This window comes from Thiothrix nivea DSM 5205, from assembly GCF_000260135.1.
Classification (GTDB): Bacteria; Pseudomonadota; Gammaproteobacteria; order Thiotrichales; family Thiotrichaceae; genus Thiothrix; species Thiothrix nivea.
Map to the genome: position 1 here is coordinate 1,006,163 of NZ_JH651384.1, position 20,170 is coordinate 1,026,332.

A 20,170-nucleotide genomic window follows, 5' to 3' on the forward strand; every position below is an offset into this window, starting at 1 on the left:
GCGGGGTATCACTTCACTTCGTTCACACACTTCGTGGCTCACTACGTTCAATAGCACCTCACGATGCTGTTTGAAGAATCGCCCCAAGGGGCGGGGAATTGAACCCGGAAATGATTAAATCGCTGTCACGCTTCAAGATCGGCAAGGAAACCAGCAAGGCACTGGAGGCACTCGCCGCTGGCAAGATCGACATCGTGATCGGCACGCACAAGCTGTTGCAGGACGATATCCAGTTCAAGAACCTAGGGCTGGTGATCATCGACGAGGAACACCGTTTCGGCGTGCGCCACAAGGAGCAGATGAAAAAGCTGCGTGCCAACGTCGACATGCTGACCATGACCGCCACGCCGATTCCACGCACCCTGAACATGTCACTGTCTGGCCTGCGCGACCTGTCGATCATCGCCACGCCGCCCACCCAGCGGCACGCGATCAAGACCTTCGTCACCGAATGGAACAAAACCACCGTGCAGGAAGCCTGTGCGCGTGAGCTGTCGCGCGGCGGGCAAGTATACGTACTGCACAACGAAGTCAAGACCATCGGCAAAATCGAGGAAGAACTGACCGGAATGTTGCCCAATGTGAAGGTGCGCCATGCCCATGGGCAGATGCGGGCGAATGAGTTGGAAAGCATCATGAGCGACTTTTACCACCAGCGTTTCCAGGTGCTGGTGGCGACCACCATCATCGAAAGCGGCATCGATGTGCCGACCGCCAACACCATCATCATCAACCGCGCCGACAAGCTGGGGCTGGCGCAATTGCACCAGTTACGCGGGCGGGTCGGGCGTTCGCACCACCGCGCCTACGCCTACCTGATTGCGCCGCCCAAGGCCAATATGACGCCGGATGCGGTCAAGCGGCTGGAAGCCATCGAGTCGCTGGAAGACCTGGGCGTCGGTTTCACGCTGGCCACCCACGACCTGGAGATTCGCGGTGCAGGCGAACTGCTTGGCGAAGGCCAGAGCGGACAGATTCAGGAAATCGGTTTCAACCTCTACAATGACCTGCTGGAACGGGCGGTGAAGGCGCTCAAGTCCGGCAAGGTTCCGGAACTCACCGCCAGCAGCAACCGCACGACGGTGGAACTGGGCGCTCCGGCACTGATTCCTGACGACTACCTGCCGGATGCGCATAGCCGCCTGATTCTCTACAAACGCATTGCCAGCGCGCCCTCGCAGGAGGCGCTGGATGAATTGCGGGTGGAAATGATCGACCGCTTCGGGCTGCTGCCGGAACCGACCAAGACGCTGTTCAGCGTTACCCGCGTCAAACTGATCGCGCAGGAACTGGGCATCAAGAAGCTGGATATGAACGCCAAGGGTGGGCGGATTATTTTCGACAAACAGCCGAATGTTGACCCGATGAAGGTGATTACCCTGATCCAGAAACGCCCGTGGGTGTTTAAGCTGGATGGGCAGGATAAGTTGCGGTTTGAAATCGAACTCCCGACGGTGGAGGAGCGGGAGGAGTGGGTGGTTAAGGTGATGGGGGAGATTAATTAATGTTGAATACTCATGCAAGAGTTTTTAGCAAATTTTATTTCTATACCGTCGGCAAATGAAAATTCGGTTTTCATATTTTAGCCACCCTGAAATTGTCAGCGAGCAAGGTGGTTAATGCAGCATGATGCTGTTCAATGGAGTTGAAGAAATCCTACGCCAACGGCAGGCACAGGCAGGGCGCAAGGCTGTCACCCGTATTCCCCGCAAACCCTGCATCCAGCCACAACCCACCTAAATCCTTTCGCTTTGGAAATTCGTACAAAGCCCCTTATACTAACCGTCAACACAGCTTTCGGGATAAGAACACCATGCAAACCTTGGAACAACAAATCACCCAGCAGGCTCGCGGATTGCCTGAGAGTGCCCAGCGCGAAGTATTGCACTACATCGAATTCATCCGCAGCCGCTACCCTGTCAAACCAGCCAGCAAAACCGCTGGTAAACGCCAAACCTGTTGGAGCGATACGCCACTCTACGGCTTATGGCAAGACCGTGAAGAAATGGCAGACCCCGCCGCTTACGTCCGCCATCTGCGGAGATCACGCTTTTGATTCTGGTTGATACCGACGTATTGATTTGGGTGACACGCAAAAACCCGCAAGCGAGTGAATTTCTGGACACGTTTGAAGACATTGCTATTTCTGACGTGACCTACATGGAACTGATTCAGGGCGCAAAAAACAAGCGTGAAGCCCAAGCCATCGACAAAACGCTCAAAAACATGGCTGTATCGCGCCTGCCCATCAATGACAGCATTTCAGAACGTGCGGTAGCCTTAGTGCGCCGCTATTTCCATAGCCATTCCATGCAGCTTGCCGACGCACTGATTGCAGCCACCGCGTTGGAATACGGGCTGGGATTGGCGACGGGCAATGCCAAACACTTTGAAGTTGTTGAGGGCTTGCAACTGCATAAATACACTCCACTGCCTCCCACAACATAATATGCCTACCTTAACAGCACTCAAGGCAAAGAACACCCCATCCCCCAGCACGGTCGGGCACGGCAAAGCTGTGACACTGGACAGCAAGCCCACACACACGCACTGGATGGATGGATGGATGGATGGATGGGCAAGCCAGCCTCCACCGTGGCGACAGCCTGAACCATTACCCGCAATGGGACACACCAACCGTGATCGTATCCGACGGTGCGTATGGCATCCTCGGCTTTGAAGGCGACACCTCCGATCATCTCGGCATTGCCGACTGGTACGAACCACACATTCAGGCATGGAGCCAACACGCCACCGCGTAAACCACCCTCTGGTTCTGGAACCCAGAAATCGGCTGGCGCTTTCCCGTCGTCACCGAAATGTGCGTCCAATACGTATTGAAGCACGGCTCGACAACCTGACATTGTAACAATGGCTGTACCGCGAATGGAAACGCACCGGATTGCCCATGCGTAAAGCCAACCCAGCCAGCAAAGCTTGCATCGCCAGCCCCATTTCCGGGATGCCGAATGTTAGCGGTCGAACTCCAGTGCCATGCCGCCCGACGCCACTTCCAGCAGTTTGCCGTCCTTCCACGCCAGTTGGCCATTAATGATGGTGGCGGCGATGGTGGAACGGAACTCATAACCATCAAAGGGCGTCCAGCCGCATTTCGACAGGCTGCTGGCATGAGTGGAAAGGCATGGCGTTTCCAGATCGACTAGCGTCAGATCAGCCCAGTAACCTTCACGGATGTAGCCACGCTCACGGATATTGAACATGTCGGCCACGGCATGGCTGGTCTTTTCGACAATAAATTCCAGTGAGAAAATGCCATCATGGTAATGTTCCAGCACCGTTTGCATGGCGTGCTGTACCAGCGGCAGTCCGGATGGGGCCTTGAAATAGCTGCTGCTGTGCTTTTCATCCCAAGTATGCGGCGCGTGGTCGGTGCCGATCACATCCAGGCGGCCATCCATCAGCGCCTGAATGATACCAGCACGGTCTTCGGCAGTCTTAATCGCCGGGTTGCACTTGATCAACGCACCCTTGGTAGCGTAATCCTCATCCGAGAAGTGCAGGAAATGCACGCAGGCTTCCGCCGTAATCCTCTTGTCTTTCAACAGTGCATCGGAAAACATTTCGGCTTCCCTGGCGGTGGAAATGTGCAGGATATGCAGGCGCGTGCCGCACCGTTGCGCCAGTTCCATCGCCAGCGAGGATGACTTGTAGCAGGCTTCCTCACTGCGGATGACAGGATGCAGGTTGAAAGGAATATTGTCACCGTAAATGCTGCGGTAGCTTTCCTCGTTTTCCAGAATGGTCGGGGTGTCTTCGCAGTGGGCAGAAATCAGGGTGGGCGCATGGGTGAATATCTGCTCCAACACTTCCGGGTCATCCACCAGCATATTGCCGGTGGATGCGCCCATGAAGACCTTGATGCCACAAGCGTCTTTCGGGTTCAGCGCCTTGATGGCCTCAAGGTTGTCATTGGACGCGCCCAGGTAAAACGCATAATTGCCAAGCGAACGGCCAGCCGCCAGTTGCTTTTTCTCATTCAGGATAGCGGATGTCAGGGCATTGGGGATGGTATTCGGCATATCCATGAAACTGGTGATGCCACCCGCTGCTGCCGCGCGGCTTTCGGTTGCCATATCAGCCTTGTGGGTCAGGCCGGGTTCGCGGAAATGCACCTGATCGTCAATCATGCCCGGCAGCAGGTGACGCCCGGCAGCATCCAGCACTTCCGCGCCTGCGGCTGGCAAGTTGTGGCCAATGGCTTCGATGCGCCCGTTACGGATCAGGACATCAGCGCTGCTAACCTGGCCTTCGTTAACCAGATTGGCATTGACGATCAACAGTGAACTCATAGGGCGAGTCCTCCTTGGGATCAGGATTCCCGTTCAAGAACCAGGAATGTACAGGGGTATGGGTTGTTGGGGTCAGCTGGATGGTCATGGTGCTCCAGCTCACGCCATTGGAATTGATTATAGTCGGGGAAAAAAGTATCGCCTAACACATCCGCATCAATCAGGGTCAAATACAGGCGGGTGGCATGGGGCAAAAAATGCTGGTATACCTGCGCACCACCCACGATCATGGCTTCCGGAACACCTTCGACCATACCCAACGCGGCATCCGGGGATGCAGCGCGTTCGGCTCCGGTGGGCTGGAACGTTGTATCACGCGAAATCACCAGATTACGCCGTCCCGGTAGCGCGCGCCCGATCGAATCCCAAGTTTTACGCCCCATGATAATGGGTTTGCCCAAGGTGTTACGCTTGAACCAAGCAAGATCGGCGGGCAGATGCCACGGCATCCCCCCCTCATAGCCGATGACCCGGTTACGCGCTATCGCGGCAATCAGCGACAGCATCGGGCTATTTCACCACGCGCAGCGCCGGGCGTTTGGTTGGCTTGGGCGGTGGGGGTTCATCCTTCCCGACACTTTCCTGCTGACTATCACCCTCAGCAGCACCGGCGGCTTCGTCAGCAACCGCGCTGCCACCGACCGTAGCCAGGGAAACCGGGCTTGGGGCAGGCACATCCGGCATGAAGGCTTCCATGTGCTCCGCGTATTCGTCAGCCGGGAAACTGAGACCATCCTGGGTTTCACGTGAGTAAATGGCCATCACTGCCCACATCGGTAACCAAATGGAAAACGCCTTGCCGCCGAAACGGGCATTAAACGTCACTTCATCATCCCGGATCATCAGGTTGTTGGCAGCGCTCATGCTGATGTTCAGCACAATGTTACCGTCCTTGACAAACTGGCGCGGCACCATCACCTGGTCGGAACGGGCATCCACCAAAATATGCGGCGTCATGCCATTATCGACGATCCATTCGTAGAAAGCGCGTAACAGGTACGGGCGTTTCGGGGTTGTTTTCATGGGCTGGTTAGGCTGGTTCATGGGCGAATGGATTTCTCTACCTTGCTCAGGGATTGCTGGAAAGCATCGCGTGAAAAGATCCGTTCCATGTATTTCAGGATGGGCTTGCCCTGTTTTTCCGGCACATCAATACCGTATTTCGGCAAACGCCACAGGATCGGCGCAATGGTGCAATCCACCAGTGAAAATTCGTCGCTCAGGAAGTATGGCTTGACGGAAAAGACTTCGGCAGCCGACAACACACTTTCACGCAGAATCCTGCGCGCCTGGGTGGAGGTCGCTTCGTCGCCATGCTCGATGTCATGTACCAGTGAAAACCAGTCCTTTTCGATGCGGTACAAAGCCAGCCGTGAATGCGCCCGCGTTACCGGGTCAACCGGCATCAGGGGCGGGTGCGGGAAACGCTCGTCCAGATACTCCATGATGATGCGGGCGTCATACAGCACCAGATCGCGGTCAATCAGAGTCGGGGTCGTGTTGTACGGATTCAGCTCGGACAGCTCTTCGGGTTTATTGTCCGGGTTGATATTGAGGATGTCGACGGTAATATCCTTTTCCGCCAACACAATGCGCACCCGGTGACTGTCGGCGCAGTCGGGCGCTGAAAACAATGTCATTACAGATCTTCGGCTGGAAAGCGAAGCCATATAAGCAGGACTCCCTGTACTGAAAACAAAAAAGCCACTCCATATTACACTAGAGTGGCTTCAAGGTGTTATACCGGTTAAGGATTAATGCACATCCTTCCAGTATTCCTTTTTCAGGAAGTACGCGATAACCGCGAACAAACCCAAGAACAGCAGGACAAAAACACCATACATTTTACGGTTCAGCGCTGCTGGTTCACCCACATAAGCCAAGAAGTTGGTGAGGTCGCGGACAGTCTGGTCGTATTCAGATGGGGTCATGCTGCCAGCCTTGGTCAGTTTCAACTCGCAATGCTCAGCCGCGTGCTCGCCTTCGCCTTCCTTGGTGCATTCCTTTTCCTGGAAGCCTTGCAGTTCCCACAGGACATGAGGCATACCGACGTTCGGGAACACGGTATTGTTCACGCCCATCGGGCGGCTTGGGTCGACATAGAACGCTTTCAGGTAGCTGTAGATCCAGTCAGGGCCACGGGAACGACCAACCAGGGTCAGGTCTGGTGGCGGAGCACCAAACCATTCTGCCGAGTCTTTCTGGGAAATGCCGTTTTTCATCAGCGCACCGCTCTTCTGCAATTCACCGTTGGCATCGCGGGTGAAAATCAGGTTTTTTGCCACCTGCTCATCCGTCAACCCCAAATCCTGCGCAATACGGTTGTAACGGCTGAAACCCAGGGAGTGGCAGCCCATGCAGTAGTTGACGTAATACTTCACGCCACGTTGCAGGCTGGCCTTGTTGTGGATGTCCACATCCGCATGTTCCAGGTGCACGCCACCACCACTAGCCATCGCAGCAGTAGTCATGACGGATGCTGAAAGTGCGAACATTACACTTGCAATAAACTTTTTCATGTTGCGCACTCCTTATTAATGACCTGTTACACGATCAGGAACTGGCTTCTCTTCGTTACAGCTCTTCTTGAAAGCAGGCAACAGCAGAGTCAGGGCCAGATAACCGACCGGCCAGATGAACTGTTTGATCATCTGTGAAGTCGCTTCTGCATCACCCGGGGTGTAGCGGAACACGATGTCATAGCCGATAACCGCCGCCAGCAGGATACCGAACCACATGACATACTTGGCTTTTGCCGGGTTGCTATGAACCCACAGAACCACGAAGAACAGGAAGTAAATTTGGGTCATACGGGTTCCCAGCTCCTTGTAGGCCGGGGTTACGGCTTCAACACCCATCCAGCCCAGCACGAAGAACACAACAGCAAACAGGATCAGGTTGATCTTGTGTGCGTTGGTACGATAGCGCCAGGATTTGATCGGGTTGCGATCAACCCAAGGGATGATGAACAACACAGCAATCGCCGCGAACATGGCCAGCGTACCGTACCATGGGTCAGGAATCGCACGCAGAACCGTGTAGAACGGCGTGAAGTACCATACCGGTGCGATGTGCTCAGGCGTCTTCAGCGCGTTGGCCGGTTCAAAGTTAGGCTTCTCCAGGAAATAACCACCACCATCTGGTGCAAAGAACAGGATGGCGAAGAAACCCATCAGGAATACCACAACACCCAGAATATCTTTAACAGAGTAATAAGGGTGGAACGGGATACCATCAGCAGGAGCCGTTTCACTCCATGCATTGCCTTTAGGGCCTTTCTTGATTTCAACACCGTCAGGGTTGTTGGAACCCACCGCGTGCAGCGCAACGATGTGCACAAATACCAGCGCTGGCAGAACCAGTGAAGGCAGGAAGAAGTGCAGCGCAAAGAAGCGGTTCAGAGTCGCGTCACTCAGTACGAAGTCACCACGAATCCAGGTGGACAGCTCGTTACCGATGTAAGGGATGGTGTTGAACAGGTTGATGATTACCTGTGCGCCCCAGAAGGACATCTGACCCCAGGGCAGCAGATAGCCCATGAACGCAGTCGCCATCAGCGCCAGATAAATGGCCATACCGATCAGCCAGATCAATTCGCGCTTACCCTTGTAAGAACCGTAGATCAGACCACGGAACATGTGCAGGTACACCACGATAAAGAACGCGGAAGCGCCCGTGGAGTGCATGTAGCGGATAAACCAGCCACCCGGCACGTCACGCATGATGTATTCAACCGAAGCAAACGCCAACGTAGCGTCAGGCTTGTAGTGGAACGCCAGGAACAGGCCGGAAACAATCTGGATAACCAGCACCAGCATTGCCAGTGAACCAAAGAAATACCAGAAGTTGAAGTTTTTAGGCGCATAGTACTGAGCCAAATGCGCATTCCAGGTTTCCATCATCGGGAAGCGGTCTTCGACCCAACCCAAGAAACCGGTGTAATTATGTTGTGGACGCTCAGCCATTATGCTGCCCCTCCGTTTTCGCCAATCAGAACGGTATTGTCATCCTTGAAGTAGTAAGGTGGCACTTCGAGGTTGGCACCCGCTGGAACGTTCTTGAACACACGGCCAGCCAAGTCGAAACGGGAACCATGGCACGGGCAATACCAGCCACCTTTCCATTCCGGCCCCAGATCAGCAGGCGCAAGCTCTGGGCGGTAGGTAGGAGAACAACCGAGGTGAGTACAGATACCAACCAGAACCAGGTATTGCTCCTTGCCTTCGCGGGTACGTGCCAAATTTTTGGCATACTCTGGCTGCTGCTTGGGATTGTCAGAGTTCGGGTCTTTCAACTGACCATCCAGGCTTGGCAGGGCATCCAGCATTTCCTTGGTACGGTTGACGATCCATACCGGCTTGCCACGCCAGATGACACGTAATAACTGACCCGGTTCAACTTTGGTCACGGACACTTCCACAGGCGCACCGGCGGCAAGCGCGCGGGCACTGGGCGACCATGAAGAAAGGAACGGGGTCGCAATCGCTGCCGCGCCTGCTGCACCAACCACGGAAGTGGCGGCAATCAGAAAACGGCGACGGCTTTTATCTACTCCAGAATTTGCCATCGTTTGCTCTCTCCCAAATAATCAAAACGTAAAACACGCTCTTGCGTGCAGCATCATAACCACTTGCAACAACGTTGAATATATGCATCTCTACACAGCAAATGCCCATATTAGCATACGCTAAAACACGGCATAGGATGTCCGAACTGTTGTTCAAAATCAAGTGCAAATGCGGCCTCCACAACAGCATGGCATGAGCCGTTGATTTAAGTCATGAATACTGCCACACCCACCTGCCGGACAAAGCGCGGGCATAATAACACAAAAAAAAGCTGGAATGCCCTGATTTATACAGGGTTATCCAAATCAAGGAAGATATGTTCAAGGCCAAACTGCGCTGACAAATGTTCGCCCAGCGCCTTGATGCCGTAGCGTTCAGTGGCATGGTGACCTGCTGCAATGTAATGGATGCCGTTTTCGCGCGCGCTATGCACGGTATGTTCGGAAACTTCCCCGCTCAGATAAGCATCCACGCCCAGCCCAAATGCCTGCTGGATGTAGCTTTGCGCACCACCACTACACCAGGCGATACGCTGGATGGGTTTGTCACCACCGGCAATCAACAAAGGCTCGCGCCCCAGCACATCGGCGACCTGCTTGCCAAAGGCTTTCAGCGTTTGCGGCTCCGGCAGGGAACCCACGTTGCCTACGCCTTGCAGTTCGCGTTCGTCCATCACACCATCAACCTGTATGCCCAACAATTTGGCAAGCTGGGCGTTGTTACCCAGTTCTGGGTGTGCATCCAGCGGCAGGTGGTAGCCGAACAGGCTGATGTCGTGCTTGAGCAGGGTGGCGATACGGCGCTTTTTCATGCCACGAATAACTGATGCCTCGTTCTTCCAGAAATAGCCGTGGTGGACGAGTATGGCATCGGCACCAAGCCCAACCGCAGCATCCAGCAACGGCTGGCTGGCGGTAACGCCGGTGATGATTTTCCGTACTTCAACCTTGCCCTCAACTTGCAAGCCGTTGGGGCCATAGTCGCGGAATTTGCTGATGTTGAGCAGCTTGTTAAGATAGGTTTCGAGTTCGTAGAGATTCATAGTTCGGTGAGTATGCGCAGGAATTCGGTCATCTCTTCATCGGTACCGATGGTGATGCGCAGGTATTCGTTGATACGGGGTTTGTTGAAATAGCGCACCAATACGCCGCGTTGTTTCAGTGCCAAGTAGATTGCTTCGGCATTGCCTTGCGGCGGTCGGGCAAACACGAAATTGGCAGCGGAAGGCAGTACGCTGAAGCCCAATTCCGTCAGTTTCTGCACAGTAGCTGCACGGGTGGCAATAATTTGCTGGCAGGTTGTCTCGAAATAGTCCCTGTCACGCATTGCTGCTGCCGCACCGGCAATCGCCATGCGCCCCAACGGGTAGGAGTTGAAAGAATTTTTCACCCGTTCCAGCGCGTCGATCAGATCAGGGTGGCCAACGGCAAAACCTACCCGCAAACCCGCCAGTGAGCGGGATTTGGAGAAGGTTTGCACAACCAGTAGGTTCGGGTATTTCGCAGTCAGCGGAATCGCGGTTTCGCCACCAAAGTCGATGTAGGCTTCGTCTACCACCACCACAGAATCCGGATAGGTTTGCAACAGGGCTTCGATAGCTTCCAGCCCCACGGCCATGCTGGTGGGCGCATTGGGGTTGGGGAAAATGATGCCACCGTTATCGACGGAGTAATCACCCAAGCACAGGCGGAAATCTTCCCGCAGCGGGATTTGCTGCGCTTCGATCTGATAAAGGTTGGCGTAGACCGGGTAGAAGCTGTAGCTGATGTCCGGGTACAACAACGGTTTGTCGTGTTTGAGCAAGCCACAAAAAACATGCGCCAACACCTCGTCCGAGCCGTTACCTGCGAACACGTTGGCGCGGGTTACGCCGTAATAGTCGGCGATGGCATCCTTGAGCGTGTCAGCGTTCGGGTCTGGATAGAGACGCAGGGTGTCATCTGCCGCTGCGTGGATGGCTTCCAACGCTTTGGGCGATGGCGGGTACGGGCATTCGTTGGTGTTCAGCTTGATGTAGCGCTGGTCTTTGGGCTGCTCGCCCGGCACATACGGGTCGAGGTTGTGTACCAGCTTGCTCCAGTATTGGCTCATGCGTACTTCCGGTCAGGAATATAAACGTGTGATCATATAAGGATGACGCAGATACAGCAATCTACCTTCCGCCCTGCCTGGTGGCTCAAATCCCCCCACCTGCAAACCCTGTGGCCGGTGTTTTTCCGCCAGCGCCCAAAGCTCGACCTGCAACACGAACGGGTGGAACTGGCCGATGGTGATTTCATCGACCTTGCCTGGCATCCGCGAGCGGATTCGCCACTGGTGCTGGTGATCCACGGCTTGGAGGGTTCGCTGGAATCGCATTACGCCCAGACTTTGCTGCTGACCCTGCACAAGGTGGGTTTCGCCAGCGTCTTCATGCACCTGCGTGGATGCAGCGGAACCCCCAACCGCCACGCCAGCAGCTACCACTCAGGGCGGACGGAAGACGTGGCGGAAGTGCTTGCCCATCTGCGCAAGACCGGCAGGATGCCAAAGGCTGCCGTTGGTTTCTCGCTAGGTGGCAACCTGATCCTGAAATATGCGGGGGAAACCGGCGCGGCGTCGGGCTTGCAAGCCATCATCGCCGTCTCCGTACCTTTCCAGCTACAAGAATGCGCGCGCAAGCTGGAACAGGGCTTCGCGCGGGTGTATGGGCAATACCTGCTGGGCAAGTTAAAAGCGGCTTACCGTCGCAAGTTCAGCCAGCGGGAACAACCTTTACAGGCCAGCTCCAACAAGCTGGGAACCATCTACGACTTCGACGACCAGATTACTGCCCCATTGAATGGTTTTGCAGATGCGGAAGACTACTACACCCGCAGCAGTTCCAGGCAATTCTTGCCGCGCATCCAGACGCCGACACTGATTATCCACGCCCGCGACGACCCTTTCATGTACCCGGCCACCGCGCCCACTGAAGACATGCTTAGCGACCAGGTGATACTGGAATTGGCCACGCATGGTGGCCATGTAGGCTTCGTCTCAGGCAAAACACCCTGGAACACCCAATACTGGCTTGAACAACGGATCACCACCTGGCTTCAGGAACGCCAGCTCGCCTAATCTGCCAACGGCTAACCCGTGCGCCTGCTACTTGACCTGCCGGTAAAACGCCACCAATTTTTCCGCCTGCGCCGTATGTGACCACGTAGCCGCATACACCAGCGCTTCTTTGGCTTTTTGCACGTGCAGGGTTTTACCTTGCAGCAAGCGTTCCACCTGTTTGGCGAAACCTTCCACCTCTTCCGGCGCGACCAGGCCACCCTGCCCTGAACCGATCACATCCTTCGTCCCCAGCACCGCTGTCGACACCACCGGCGTGCCGCAGGCCATCGCCTCAATCAGCACCAGCCCCTGGGTTTCGGTGCGGGAAGCGAACACGAACACATCCGCCGCTTTGTAGCACGCCTGCAAGCCGCCATCACGGCGCAGGTAGCCGACGAAACTGACATTGCCTTCCAGCCCGCGCCGCTTCACTTGCGCGTGCAGGGATTTTTCCGCAGGGCCTTCACCCGCGATGACGAACAAAATGTCAGGGATCTGCTCCCGCAAGCGTTCGGTCACATCCAGCAGGAAGCCAATGTTTTTCTCGAACGCCACCCGTCCTACGAACAGAATTACCGGGCACTCAACCGGGATGCCATGCTGTTCCCGGAACACCACACCGTCGCCAGACTCGAATACCCGCATGTCCAGACCGGTTGGCAGAATGGTCATGGGCGTTTCCACCCCATAATCTTTCAGCACTTGCTGCATGGCGCTGGAAGGCACCACCAACGCATCCAGATCGGCACACTGGGTACGGGAAAAGCGCCGCGCCGCATAGCGCAGCCATTCTTTGGGCAGCCACTTGACGTAGTTGTAGAGGTATTCCTCGAAAAAGGTGTGGTAGGTCGCCACCACTGGCAGCTTCAGTTTGCGCGCCAGTTTCAGCCCGGCGTAATGCGCCACGAACGGGGTGTGGATGTGGATGATGTCGTAATCCTCCGCCCGTAGCTCCTCAGTCAGGCGATGGATGCGGCGGATGCGCATCATGCGGTCTTCCGGGTCAACAATCACGTTGCGCGAACTGATGCGGATGATGCCGGTTTCATCCTCCACCGTTTGCCCATAATCGGGCGCAATTAATGTGACATGATGCCCAGCCGCCTCCAGCGCCTGCCGGAATGCCTGTATCGACGTGGAAACGCCATTGACGCGCGGAAAATACACGTCGGAAACCATCAATATGCGCATTAACTATTTCACCAGTCCTTTGATCGGGCCAATGAAACCCAGTACGGACTGAGGGTCATCCATGCTCTTGGCGTGTTGGGCAACCATACCGATGTAGCCATCGCCATTCACATCCAGATGCCAGTATGGGGAAGTGGTTTCCGCCCCCACAGGCACGGTTGCAACGCGGGTCAGACTGTTGTTGCCAATATCGTATGCCCACAGCATGTTGTTTTCGTGCTCACCGTCTTCACCGATCAGCAGCGTGTCGGAATGCGGCAGGAAAGAGAGGTTATCAGGTTGCGCAAACCAGTCCAGTGTATTGGCAGCGCAACTTTCCGCGCCACCCGCGTTGAGGCTCGCGTCAGTGGCGGAACCACCCATGACCACAGCCTTGATGCCGGTGGCGACATGGCTGCTGCCGATAGCTTTGCCATCCGTATCCTTGACGCCATCCTGCATGGAAAGCGCATATACACCACCACAGTAGTTGGGTTGGGCAAGACGGATATGGTTACCGGTGGCGCTGTCATAGTTCTTTTGCTCTTCCACATCATCGGTGTTATCCAGCATCCCTCGCGCCGCTTCGCTGATGGCCAGATAGCCAGTGTTGCGGTCAGCATCATAGGTAAAACCTTCCATCTTGCGGAATTCGTGGGTAGCGCCCTTGATGGCGGCGTAGCGACGCGCTTCCAGGCGGGAGGCCAGCACCTCTTTACCATCCCTGACCTTCAAACACTGCTTTTTGAAACCTGCCGGGGAAACCAGCACGAAACCGTTTTGCGTATCACACTTGTCCGTATCGCCGGTTTCAAACAGTTCGCTGAATTTGGGCAGCCTGGCAATGGCGGCCTTGAGGTCAGCATCGCTGGCATGGCCGAGGCTGACCCATTCCAGCTTGGCCGTGCCGCCGTTATTACCATCGGTCTGGTTCCATTTGGCGGCGTACAGTGTGCCTGCCGACAGGTTGCCCGCCTGATCGGCAACAAACATGAACAGTGTGCCGTTATCGCCATCATCGGTGAGATAAGCGGTTTTCTGGTCAGGCAGCACGTAGGCCAGCTCGTGCGAGAAGCGCCCCATCGCGTAATGCTTGCTGTAATGCCCCTTGCCATCCCTGATGCGGGTTTCCGTCACCCAGCCAACCATGTAGGGGCTGGATTTGGCCGGGTTCTTCAGGTCATCCTGCCAGTAGTATTTGGGGTAGGCCACGTATTTTTTGTCGGTAATGCCATCCGGGTTGCCAATCTGTTCCTCGATATTGGCGGCATCCGGCTCGTATTCCTCGCCACCCAGATGGCTGCCCCACGGCGTCACCATCCCGGCGCAATGCACGAAACCGCCGAAATCGCCCGATTGGTCGATGAATTGCAACGTATCCTTGACCGGGCTGAGCTTGCCGTCCTTGTCCTGCTGGACTTCGCTCATGTACATGCCACCGACATTGCATTCAAACTGAGACATGACATACAGCTTGCCGTTGTCATGCAGGATGGAGCTGAAATCCATGCCGCTGCCCGATGTACCATTGACGCCATTGCAGACATAAGGTGTGCCGTCGACGCTGATGGGATTGCCCTTCACGTCTTTCATCAGGCCGAAAACCTCATCGTTATCCTGAGCGCCGGTACGCATGTACTCCTGGAAGGCAATCGCCTGTTTTCCGCCATTGACGGTAACTTCATCCGTGGTTCTGACCACATGTTTGTCAGCGTCACTGGTAGGCAGATCCAGCGGCTTGAATTCGACTGTTTTTTGAAGAGAGGCAGCATAGAGGGGAGCACTAGCTAGCAACAAACTCAGAGAAGCAAACAGGGGCGACAACCTCATGAAAAACCTCATAATCGCAATATTGGCAAGACCTTACTTGGAATTTCTTACAATTTGATGAAAAAGGCTGGAAAACAATTGCGGTAAAATTAGATAAGCTCTACCCTGCCTTCGCATATAAACCAAATACCATTTTTCACCTAATACTTACAAATGCGCCCGGAATGAAGAAATTTTTATTTATCGTTGTTAGCCTAATTGTTATTGGCATCGTCTATGAAATTTCCTATAGATTTTTTAGTGAATACACTTCGCATAATAGACTGGCAGCACTGGCAATAGCGTTTTTCATAGCCTATTTTGTAGACAAAATCTGGAATACTCTAGAATAGCGCTATATGCGGTCTTCCGGGTCGACAATCACATTGCGTGAGCTGATGCGGATGATGCCCACCTCATCCTCCACCGTTTGCCCATAGTCCGGCGCAATCAGGGTGACGTGGTGGCCTGCCGCTGTCAGCGCCTGCCGGAATGCCTGAATGGAGGTGGAAACACCGTTGACGCGCGGAAAATACACGTCGGAAACCATCAGTATACGCATCAGGACTCCTGGAAATTGACCGGCAGGTTGATTTCTTCCTTGCCGCGTTGCAAGGTCAAGCTCAACTGGATGGCACCGGCATACTGTTCCAGCAGCTTGAACGCTTGTTCCTCGCTTTCCAACTTGACGCCGTTAACCGCCAGCAATACATCACCAACTTTAAGGCCAGCCTTGACGAACAACACCGGGTCAGCACCCGGTGCCAACCGGTAACCGGCCAACTTGCCGCCAGCCACCACCGGTTCCGGCTGTACCGCATCAAACAGGCGGTAAGGGTCAACAGCCGCATTGTCACGGAACGCCTTCAGGTCAACCTGCTCCAGCTCATCCGCCGCTATCGCCGGGGCTGTTACCGGTGTATCTGTTCTGGTAGCAACACCCAGTTCCAGCTTTTCCAGCGCCTCGCCATTTTTTAACAGGGCGTAACGTTCACCCACTTCCAGCAATTGCACGCCTGGCTGCGCGGAGAGCGTTTTACCGCTTTGCGCCAGGAATTGTTGCCCCTGCTGTTCAATCACGGCAAAACCCTGTCCACCTGGCAAACCCAGCATTCCTTTCAAACTCAAGGGCAGTCGGGTCAAAGGAATAGCCTGCCAATCAGGGCGGCTTTGCGCTGCACCTGCGGGAGCGGGGGTAAATTCCAGCGGGAATTTCAGCAGCGGTAGATAGTCGGGGTTGTAATTACCCTCCGGGTAAAGATGAGCTGCATCAATACCGGTCTGACTGTTACCTACGCGATAGGTCAGGCTGGCAGGGTTATCCAGCTCGACCGGGCGTTCGGTGATGACTTCACCCGTCTGGTACGGTGTGCCATCCACGCGGGTCAGCGGTTGCGCCGGGTCACGGAAATGGCGGAACGTGACCGGGGTTTCCGGGAATACATCCTTGCCCTTGTTGTAGCGCTGGCTGACGACCACCTGCCGGTAACGGGCAGCGGCGGCCAGCGCAGCGCGTTCCGGCGGGTACAACAGGCCACCCCTGATGCTGCCGTCAGTTTCCAGATAACCACCTTTGGCGGTGAACTCGCGCATCAGTTGTTGCCGCAATGCCTGGGCTTGCTGGAAACCTTGCGCGCTCAGGGTATCCAGCACCGGCCAATCGGCGCTGTAGCCGTTGGCTGTGCGGATATGCTGGCTCAGCACATTTTCAATGGCCTGCGGCATGTCGCCGTAGAGGCTTGCCCCCACCACGGTATCGAGGAAATAGGCAAGCTCTCCCTGGTCGAGATCGCGGTTGAGCGGGTCGCCCTGCCCCGCCTTACCCGGCACAGCAGTTTCATCCGCATGGCGGTCAGCCTTGTACAGCAGGTAATTCATTTCCTGCCAGCCCAGCTCCCCGGCGAATTTGCGTGGCATCGCCCAGGTACTGTCCACCGTATTGCCGGTACCGGAGGTGAAGGTAGGGAATTCGGTGCGGGTAATGCCGCTGTGGCAGCCGATGCACTGGGTCATTTCCTCGCGGGTTTGCGGGCGCAACGCACCATCCTTGTCTTCGATGTAACCCGCCAGCAGCCAGCCTGCGCCGTTGTCCACCCAGCCCTGTGCGTCATTGCCGTAGATGCCCGCACCTTCAGATTTCTCACCGGGGCGGAACTGGCTGGGCTGCCAGTCTCGCGCCTTGTACATGTAGCGCACTTCCTTGACCCGGTGGCTGCGGGTTCCCGGGAACGGGCTGATGCTGGCGTCTGTACCATCCGCCCGCACATCGACGTAATGCAGCGGGTGGGCAAACTCGGTTCCCAACGGATATAAGCCTGCTTCCACCGGCACGCTTTTCGCCATGCCCTGGTAGGTTTTGCTGTCGGTCGGCAACAAACGCCCCTGGATGGAGCGTTCCAGCAAATCGAGGTTTTGTGCGTAAGTGGCGAGTTCAAAGCTGCCATCCTCACGCTGCATGAATTTTTCCGGCAAGCGGATGTAGATGCCCGACACCGAGCCTGTCATCGGGGTGAAAATGCCGTAGGGCATGAAGTTGATGGCGCGCCAGCCGGTGAGCCAGCCTTCTGTATCGCTGAAAAAGCCGTTTTGGGCTTGCTGGCTGCGCACGAAACCGTCGCTGTTGGCGGGCAAATCCGCCGGGTCGAGGCCGGGGAACAGGCGGAATGGCGATTGCATGCCTGCATCCCATTGTTTGGGGTCGCCGGGGCGTTGATTGTAAGCGGTTTGCCAGTTGTCACTACGCACGTAGGTACGCATATCCCAGGCGGTGGTATCAATCCCCAGTGCTGCCACCACTTGCCGCAGGGTTTCCGGCTTGAGGGTATTTTCCCAGCGGTTGACGGTTGCCAGTGGGGAAGTGGTTTCATACGGGGCAAAGGCATATTCGATTTGCAGGTTGCCGATCCGCGCTTCCAGACCGGCTTGCGGGTTATTGTTGCCCAGCCCTGCCTGATAGGCGGCGTTGGTATGGCAATACTGGCAGGCGTTCTGCGTACCACGCGAGGTTTCGATGTAACACTGGGCGGGGATCTGCGGGTAGGGGTTGCTGAACAGCACCGGGTTGGCGCGTTCGCCCGTCAGACCCATACCGGGAACAGCTGCCGATGTTGTACCCGTATCCGTTGCGGCATTGTCCACGCCACCGTCACCGCAGGCGCTTAACAGGAAAGCCAGCAGGATTAACCCGATTTTGTTCATCACACATCAAATCCTTACAAGAAGAAACCCCTCCTAACCTCCCCTTGTCAGGGGAGGAACAAGAGGGGTCTCAGGTTCCTGGCTCCCTCCCCTGACAAGGGGAGGGCCGGGGTGGGGTTTCTTTACCCATTACTTGATGGCAGGCAGGCCGCCAATGTAACCAATATTGGCGTCGAACTTGTCGATAGTGGCCAGAGCCTTGTCGACTTCCGCGTTCTTGCCAGTAGACCAGTCGCCGTGGTGCTGGCTGTTGCTCATGATGTAGGCATAACCATTCATGTCGTCCACCACTTGCAGGCCGGTGTTTTCAGCACCCGCAACCGCGCTCAGCACGCGGCTCAGCTTCTTGGTGTCGACGTTGTAAGCCCACACGAAGTTGTTGACGTGCATACCGGAGTCTTCACCGATGAACAGGGTGCGCATCTTTTCGGAGAAGAAAATGTTGTCGGTATTAGCAACCTTGTCCGGGTTGGCGGTGTTGCCCAGCGCGTCAGCAGCGATGTCTTCACCCAGCAGGGCTGCTTCAACATACATGTTGGTGGCGACGTATTCGGAGTTGATGGCAGCGCCAGACGTGTCTTTCTGACCGCCTTTCAGGTCAGCCGAGTAGGTCGCACCAGAAGAGACTTTCTTCAGCTTGATGTCGTTGGCCGGTTCGTCAGCGCCATCGGTCATGCTGTCGCGGATGGCGGAAATGGCCACGTACAGGCGCTTGTCCTTGTCGTTGACAGCGATGCCTTCCATTTTGGTGAATTCAGTGGTCGCGCCCTTGAGTGCTGCGTAACGGCGGGATTCGAGGAAAGCAGCCGCCTTGTCCTGACCCGCTTTCACGGTCAGGCATTCGTCAGCCGTGGAACCAGCACGGACGCGAGTGTAGCCAGTTGGGCAAGTACCGGCGGTTGGCGCAACGGCATCGAAGATGGTTTCAAAGGTAGCCGCATCAGCCAGCGCCTTGATGTCGGCATCCGTACCGCTGCCCAGCTTGACCCAGGTCAGGTTGGCCTTACCGCCCGCGTCAGCAGAGGTTTGTGTCCACTTGGCCGCATAGATAGTACCAGCGGACAAATCGCCAGCCTTGTCAGCCACGAACATCAGCATGAAACCGTGTGTGCCATCATCGCCCATGTAGGCAGTCTTGCCATCCGGCATCACCTTGGACATTTCCCAGGTACCACGACCCATGGCGTAGTGCTTGACGATGGTGGTGGAACCGTCTTCCTTCACGGTCACTTCAGGAATGATGCCGTGGTTGTAAGGGTTGGCGGTCTTTTCGTTCTTGTAATAGACCTCGTTCAGCGCTTTCAGCCCAGCAGTAGTAGTGGCGTAACCGCTGGTGTTCAACGGGTTGTACTGGAGGTCGTAATCTTCCTCAGAGCCCAGATGGGTATTCCACGGGGTCTGGGAACCGAAGCAAGGAATCCACAGGCCATCAACGCCAGAGAAATCCAGTGGCTTCTGGGATTTGACCGACAGCTTGCCGTCAGTAGCTTGTGTGATGCCGGTCAGCAACATGGACATCGGCATACGGGTATACCAATTGGCCACTTTGTAAGCGTCAGAACCATCAGACAGCAGCCAGTCATATTCCAGATGGGAAACCAGGAACAGGTTGCCGCCGACCTTCAGCAGGCTGTTGGCGTCCGGAGTTTCCGCGATAACCGGCTGGTTGTATGGATCCATGATCGGTTCCATCTTGTAGTTGTAAAGTTGGCCAGCCGCATTGGCGTTACCGCCCACCTTGTCTTTTACGCCAAACAGCTTGTTATAGGTCAGGGGGTAATCCTTGCTGGTGCCGTCGCTGTAAGTGACTTTAGCGACGGAGGAAGAGTGGGTAACCGCCATTTTGTCGGCAGTTGTAGGGGCAGGCATACTACTGAATTCAACGGATTTGACACTGGAACTGCTGCTGGAGGAAGAGCTACTGTTGTTGTCATCGCCACAGCCAACCAAGGCAGCAGCCACAGCCAAGGCTACCGAGCTGATTTTCAGGTATTTCATTGCGGGTATCTCCAATTTTGATGGGTGTGTACAGCC

Annotated in this window: 18 protein-coding genes and 1 pseudogene; 5 read left to right on the forward strand and 14 right to left on the reverse strand. The window is 55.6% G+C overall.

Annotation, left to right across the window (positions count from 1 at the left end; translation table 11 throughout):
* Positions 1 to 104: 104 nt before the first annotated feature.
* The 4 genes and pseudogenes from THINI_RS05250 to THINI_RS05265 all read left to right on the forward strand — a co-directional run.
* Positions 105 to 1,505 (forward strand): annotated as a pseudogene (locus THINI_RS05250) (TRCF domain-containing protein); the annotation flags it as partial.
* Positions 1,506 to 1,813: 308 nt separating this feature from the next.
* Positions 1,814 to 2,056, forward strand: coding sequence for a DUF2281 domain-containing protein (locus tag THINI_RS25595; protein WP_002707615.1), 243 nt, complete (start codon positions 1,814 to 1,816; stop codon positions 2,054 to 2,056).
* Complete coding sequence (locus tag THINI_RS05260; protein WP_002707616.1) at positions 2,053 to 2,448, forward strand: type II toxin-antitoxin system VapC family toxin; 396 nt, start codon at positions 2,053 to 2,055, stop codon at positions 2,446 to 2,448. The genes THINI_RS25595 and THINI_RS05260 overlap by 4 nt, the downstream gene beginning before the upstream one ends.
* Before the next feature lie 110 nt (positions 2,449 to 2,558).
* Complete coding sequence (locus THINI_RS05265; RefSeq protein WP_154724355.1) at positions 2,559 to 2,762, forward strand: hypothetical protein; 204 nt, start codon at positions 2,559 to 2,561, stop codon at positions 2,760 to 2,762.
* 210 nt (positions 2,763 to 2,972) lie between these two features.
* Here the strand turns inward: THINI_RS05265 and THINI_RS05270 are convergent, their stop codons facing one another.
* From THINI_RS05270 to hisC, 9 genes are all read right to left on the reverse strand, one after another.
* Positions 2,973 to 4,310, reverse strand: a complete 1,338-nt coding sequence (locus tag THINI_RS05270) for a dihydroorotase (protein ID WP_002707617.1) — start codon at positions 4,308 to 4,310, stop codon at positions 2,973 to 2,975.
* A gap of 20 nt (positions 4,311 to 4,330) precedes the next feature.
* Entirely contained in the window at positions 4,331 to 4,816 is a 486-nt protein-coding gene (gene folA, locus THINI_RS05275) for a type 3 dihydrofolate reductase (RefSeq protein ID WP_002707618.1), read from the reverse strand.
* Between the two features lie 4 nt (positions 4,817 to 4,820).
* On the reverse strand, positions 4,821 to 5,333 hold the full coding sequence (locus THINI_RS05280; protein WP_050988122.1) for a ClpXP protease specificity-enhancing factor: 513 nt from the start codon (positions 5,331 to 5,333) through the stop codon (positions 4,821 to 4,823).
* A gap of 17 nt (positions 5,334 to 5,350) precedes the next feature.
* Entirely contained in the window at positions 5,351 to 5,980 is a 630-nt protein-coding gene (locus THINI_RS05285) for a glutathione S-transferase N-terminal domain-containing protein (RefSeq protein ID WP_002707620.1), read from the reverse strand.
* An 84-nt stretch (positions 5,981 to 6,064) separates the two neighbouring features.
* Positions 6,065 to 6,829 carry a cytochrome c1 gene (locus THINI_RS05290; protein WP_002707621.1) on the reverse strand — a complete coding sequence of 255 codons (765 nt, stop codon included), beginning with the start codon at positions 6,827 to 6,829 and terminating at the stop codon, positions 6,065 to 6,067.
* A gap of 15 nt (positions 6,830 to 6,844) precedes the next feature.
* Complete coding sequence (locus tag THINI_RS05295) at positions 6,845 to 8,275, reverse strand: cytochrome b (protein ID WP_002707622.1); 1,431 nt, start codon at positions 8,273 to 8,275, stop codon at positions 6,845 to 6,847.
* Entirely contained in the window at positions 8,275 to 8,877 is a 603-nt protein-coding gene (gene petA / locus THINI_RS05300; RefSeq protein WP_002707623.1) for a ubiquinol-cytochrome c reductase iron-sulfur subunit, read from the reverse strand. The genes THINI_RS05295 and petA overlap by 1 nt, the downstream gene beginning before the upstream one ends.
* A gap of 287 nt (positions 8,878 to 9,164) precedes the next feature.
* Positions 9,165 to 9,920: a Nif3-like dinuclear metal center hexameric protein gene (locus tag THINI_RS05305; protein WP_002707624.1), complete on the reverse strand. Its 756-nt coding sequence runs from the start codon at positions 9,918 to 9,920 to the stop codon at positions 9,165 to 9,167.
* Positions 9,917 to 10,969: a histidinol-phosphate transaminase gene (hisC, locus tag THINI_RS05310; RefSeq protein ID WP_002707625.1), complete on the reverse strand. Its 1,053-nt coding sequence runs from the start codon at positions 10,967 to 10,969 to the stop codon at positions 9,917 to 9,919. The genes THINI_RS05305 and hisC overlap by 4 nt, the downstream gene beginning before the upstream one ends.
* Before the next feature lie 42 nt (positions 10,970 to 11,011).
* Here hisC and THINI_RS05315 point away from each other — a divergent pair, with 42 nt between their 5' ends.
* A complete protein-coding gene (locus THINI_RS05315) occupies positions 11,012 to 11,977 on the forward strand; it encodes a hydrolase (RefSeq protein WP_002707626.1) in 966 nt (321 codons plus the stop codon).
* Positions 11,978 to 12,004: 27 nt separating this feature from the next.
* Here THINI_RS05315 and THINI_RS05320 read toward each other — a convergent pair whose 3' ends face one another.
* From THINI_RS05320 to THINI_RS05340, 5 genes are all read right to left on the reverse strand, one after another.
* Positions 12,005 to 13,150, reverse strand: coding sequence for a glycosyltransferase (locus tag THINI_RS05320; RefSeq protein WP_002707627.1), 1,146 nt, complete (start codon positions 13,148 to 13,150; stop codon positions 12,005 to 12,007).
* Positions 13,151 to 13,153: 3 nt separating this feature from the next.
* On the reverse strand, positions 13,154 to 14,959 hold the full coding sequence (locus THINI_RS05325) for an alkaline phosphatase PhoX (protein WP_002707628.1): 1,806 nt from the start codon (positions 14,957 to 14,959) through the stop codon (positions 13,154 to 13,156).
* Positions 14,960 to 15,293: 334 nt separating this feature from the next.
* Positions 15,294 to 15,500 (reverse strand): glycosyltransferase, encoded by a 207-nt coding sequence (locus tag THINI_RS05330; RefSeq protein WP_002707629.1) that lies wholly within the window; start codon positions 15,498 to 15,500, stop codon positions 15,294 to 15,296.
* On the reverse strand, positions 15,500 to 18,139 hold the full coding sequence (locus THINI_RS05335) for a type II secretion system protein N (RefSeq protein ID WP_154724356.1): 2,640 nt from the start codon (positions 18,137 to 18,139) through the stop codon (positions 15,500 to 15,502). The genes THINI_RS05330 and THINI_RS05335 overlap by 1 nt, the downstream gene beginning before the upstream one ends.
* A 126-nt stretch (positions 18,140 to 18,265) precedes the next feature.
* Entirely contained in the window at positions 18,266 to 20,134 is a 1,869-nt protein-coding gene (locus tag THINI_RS05340; protein WP_002707631.1) for a PhoX family protein, read from the reverse strand.
* Positions 20,135 to 20,170 lie beyond the last annotated feature (36 nt).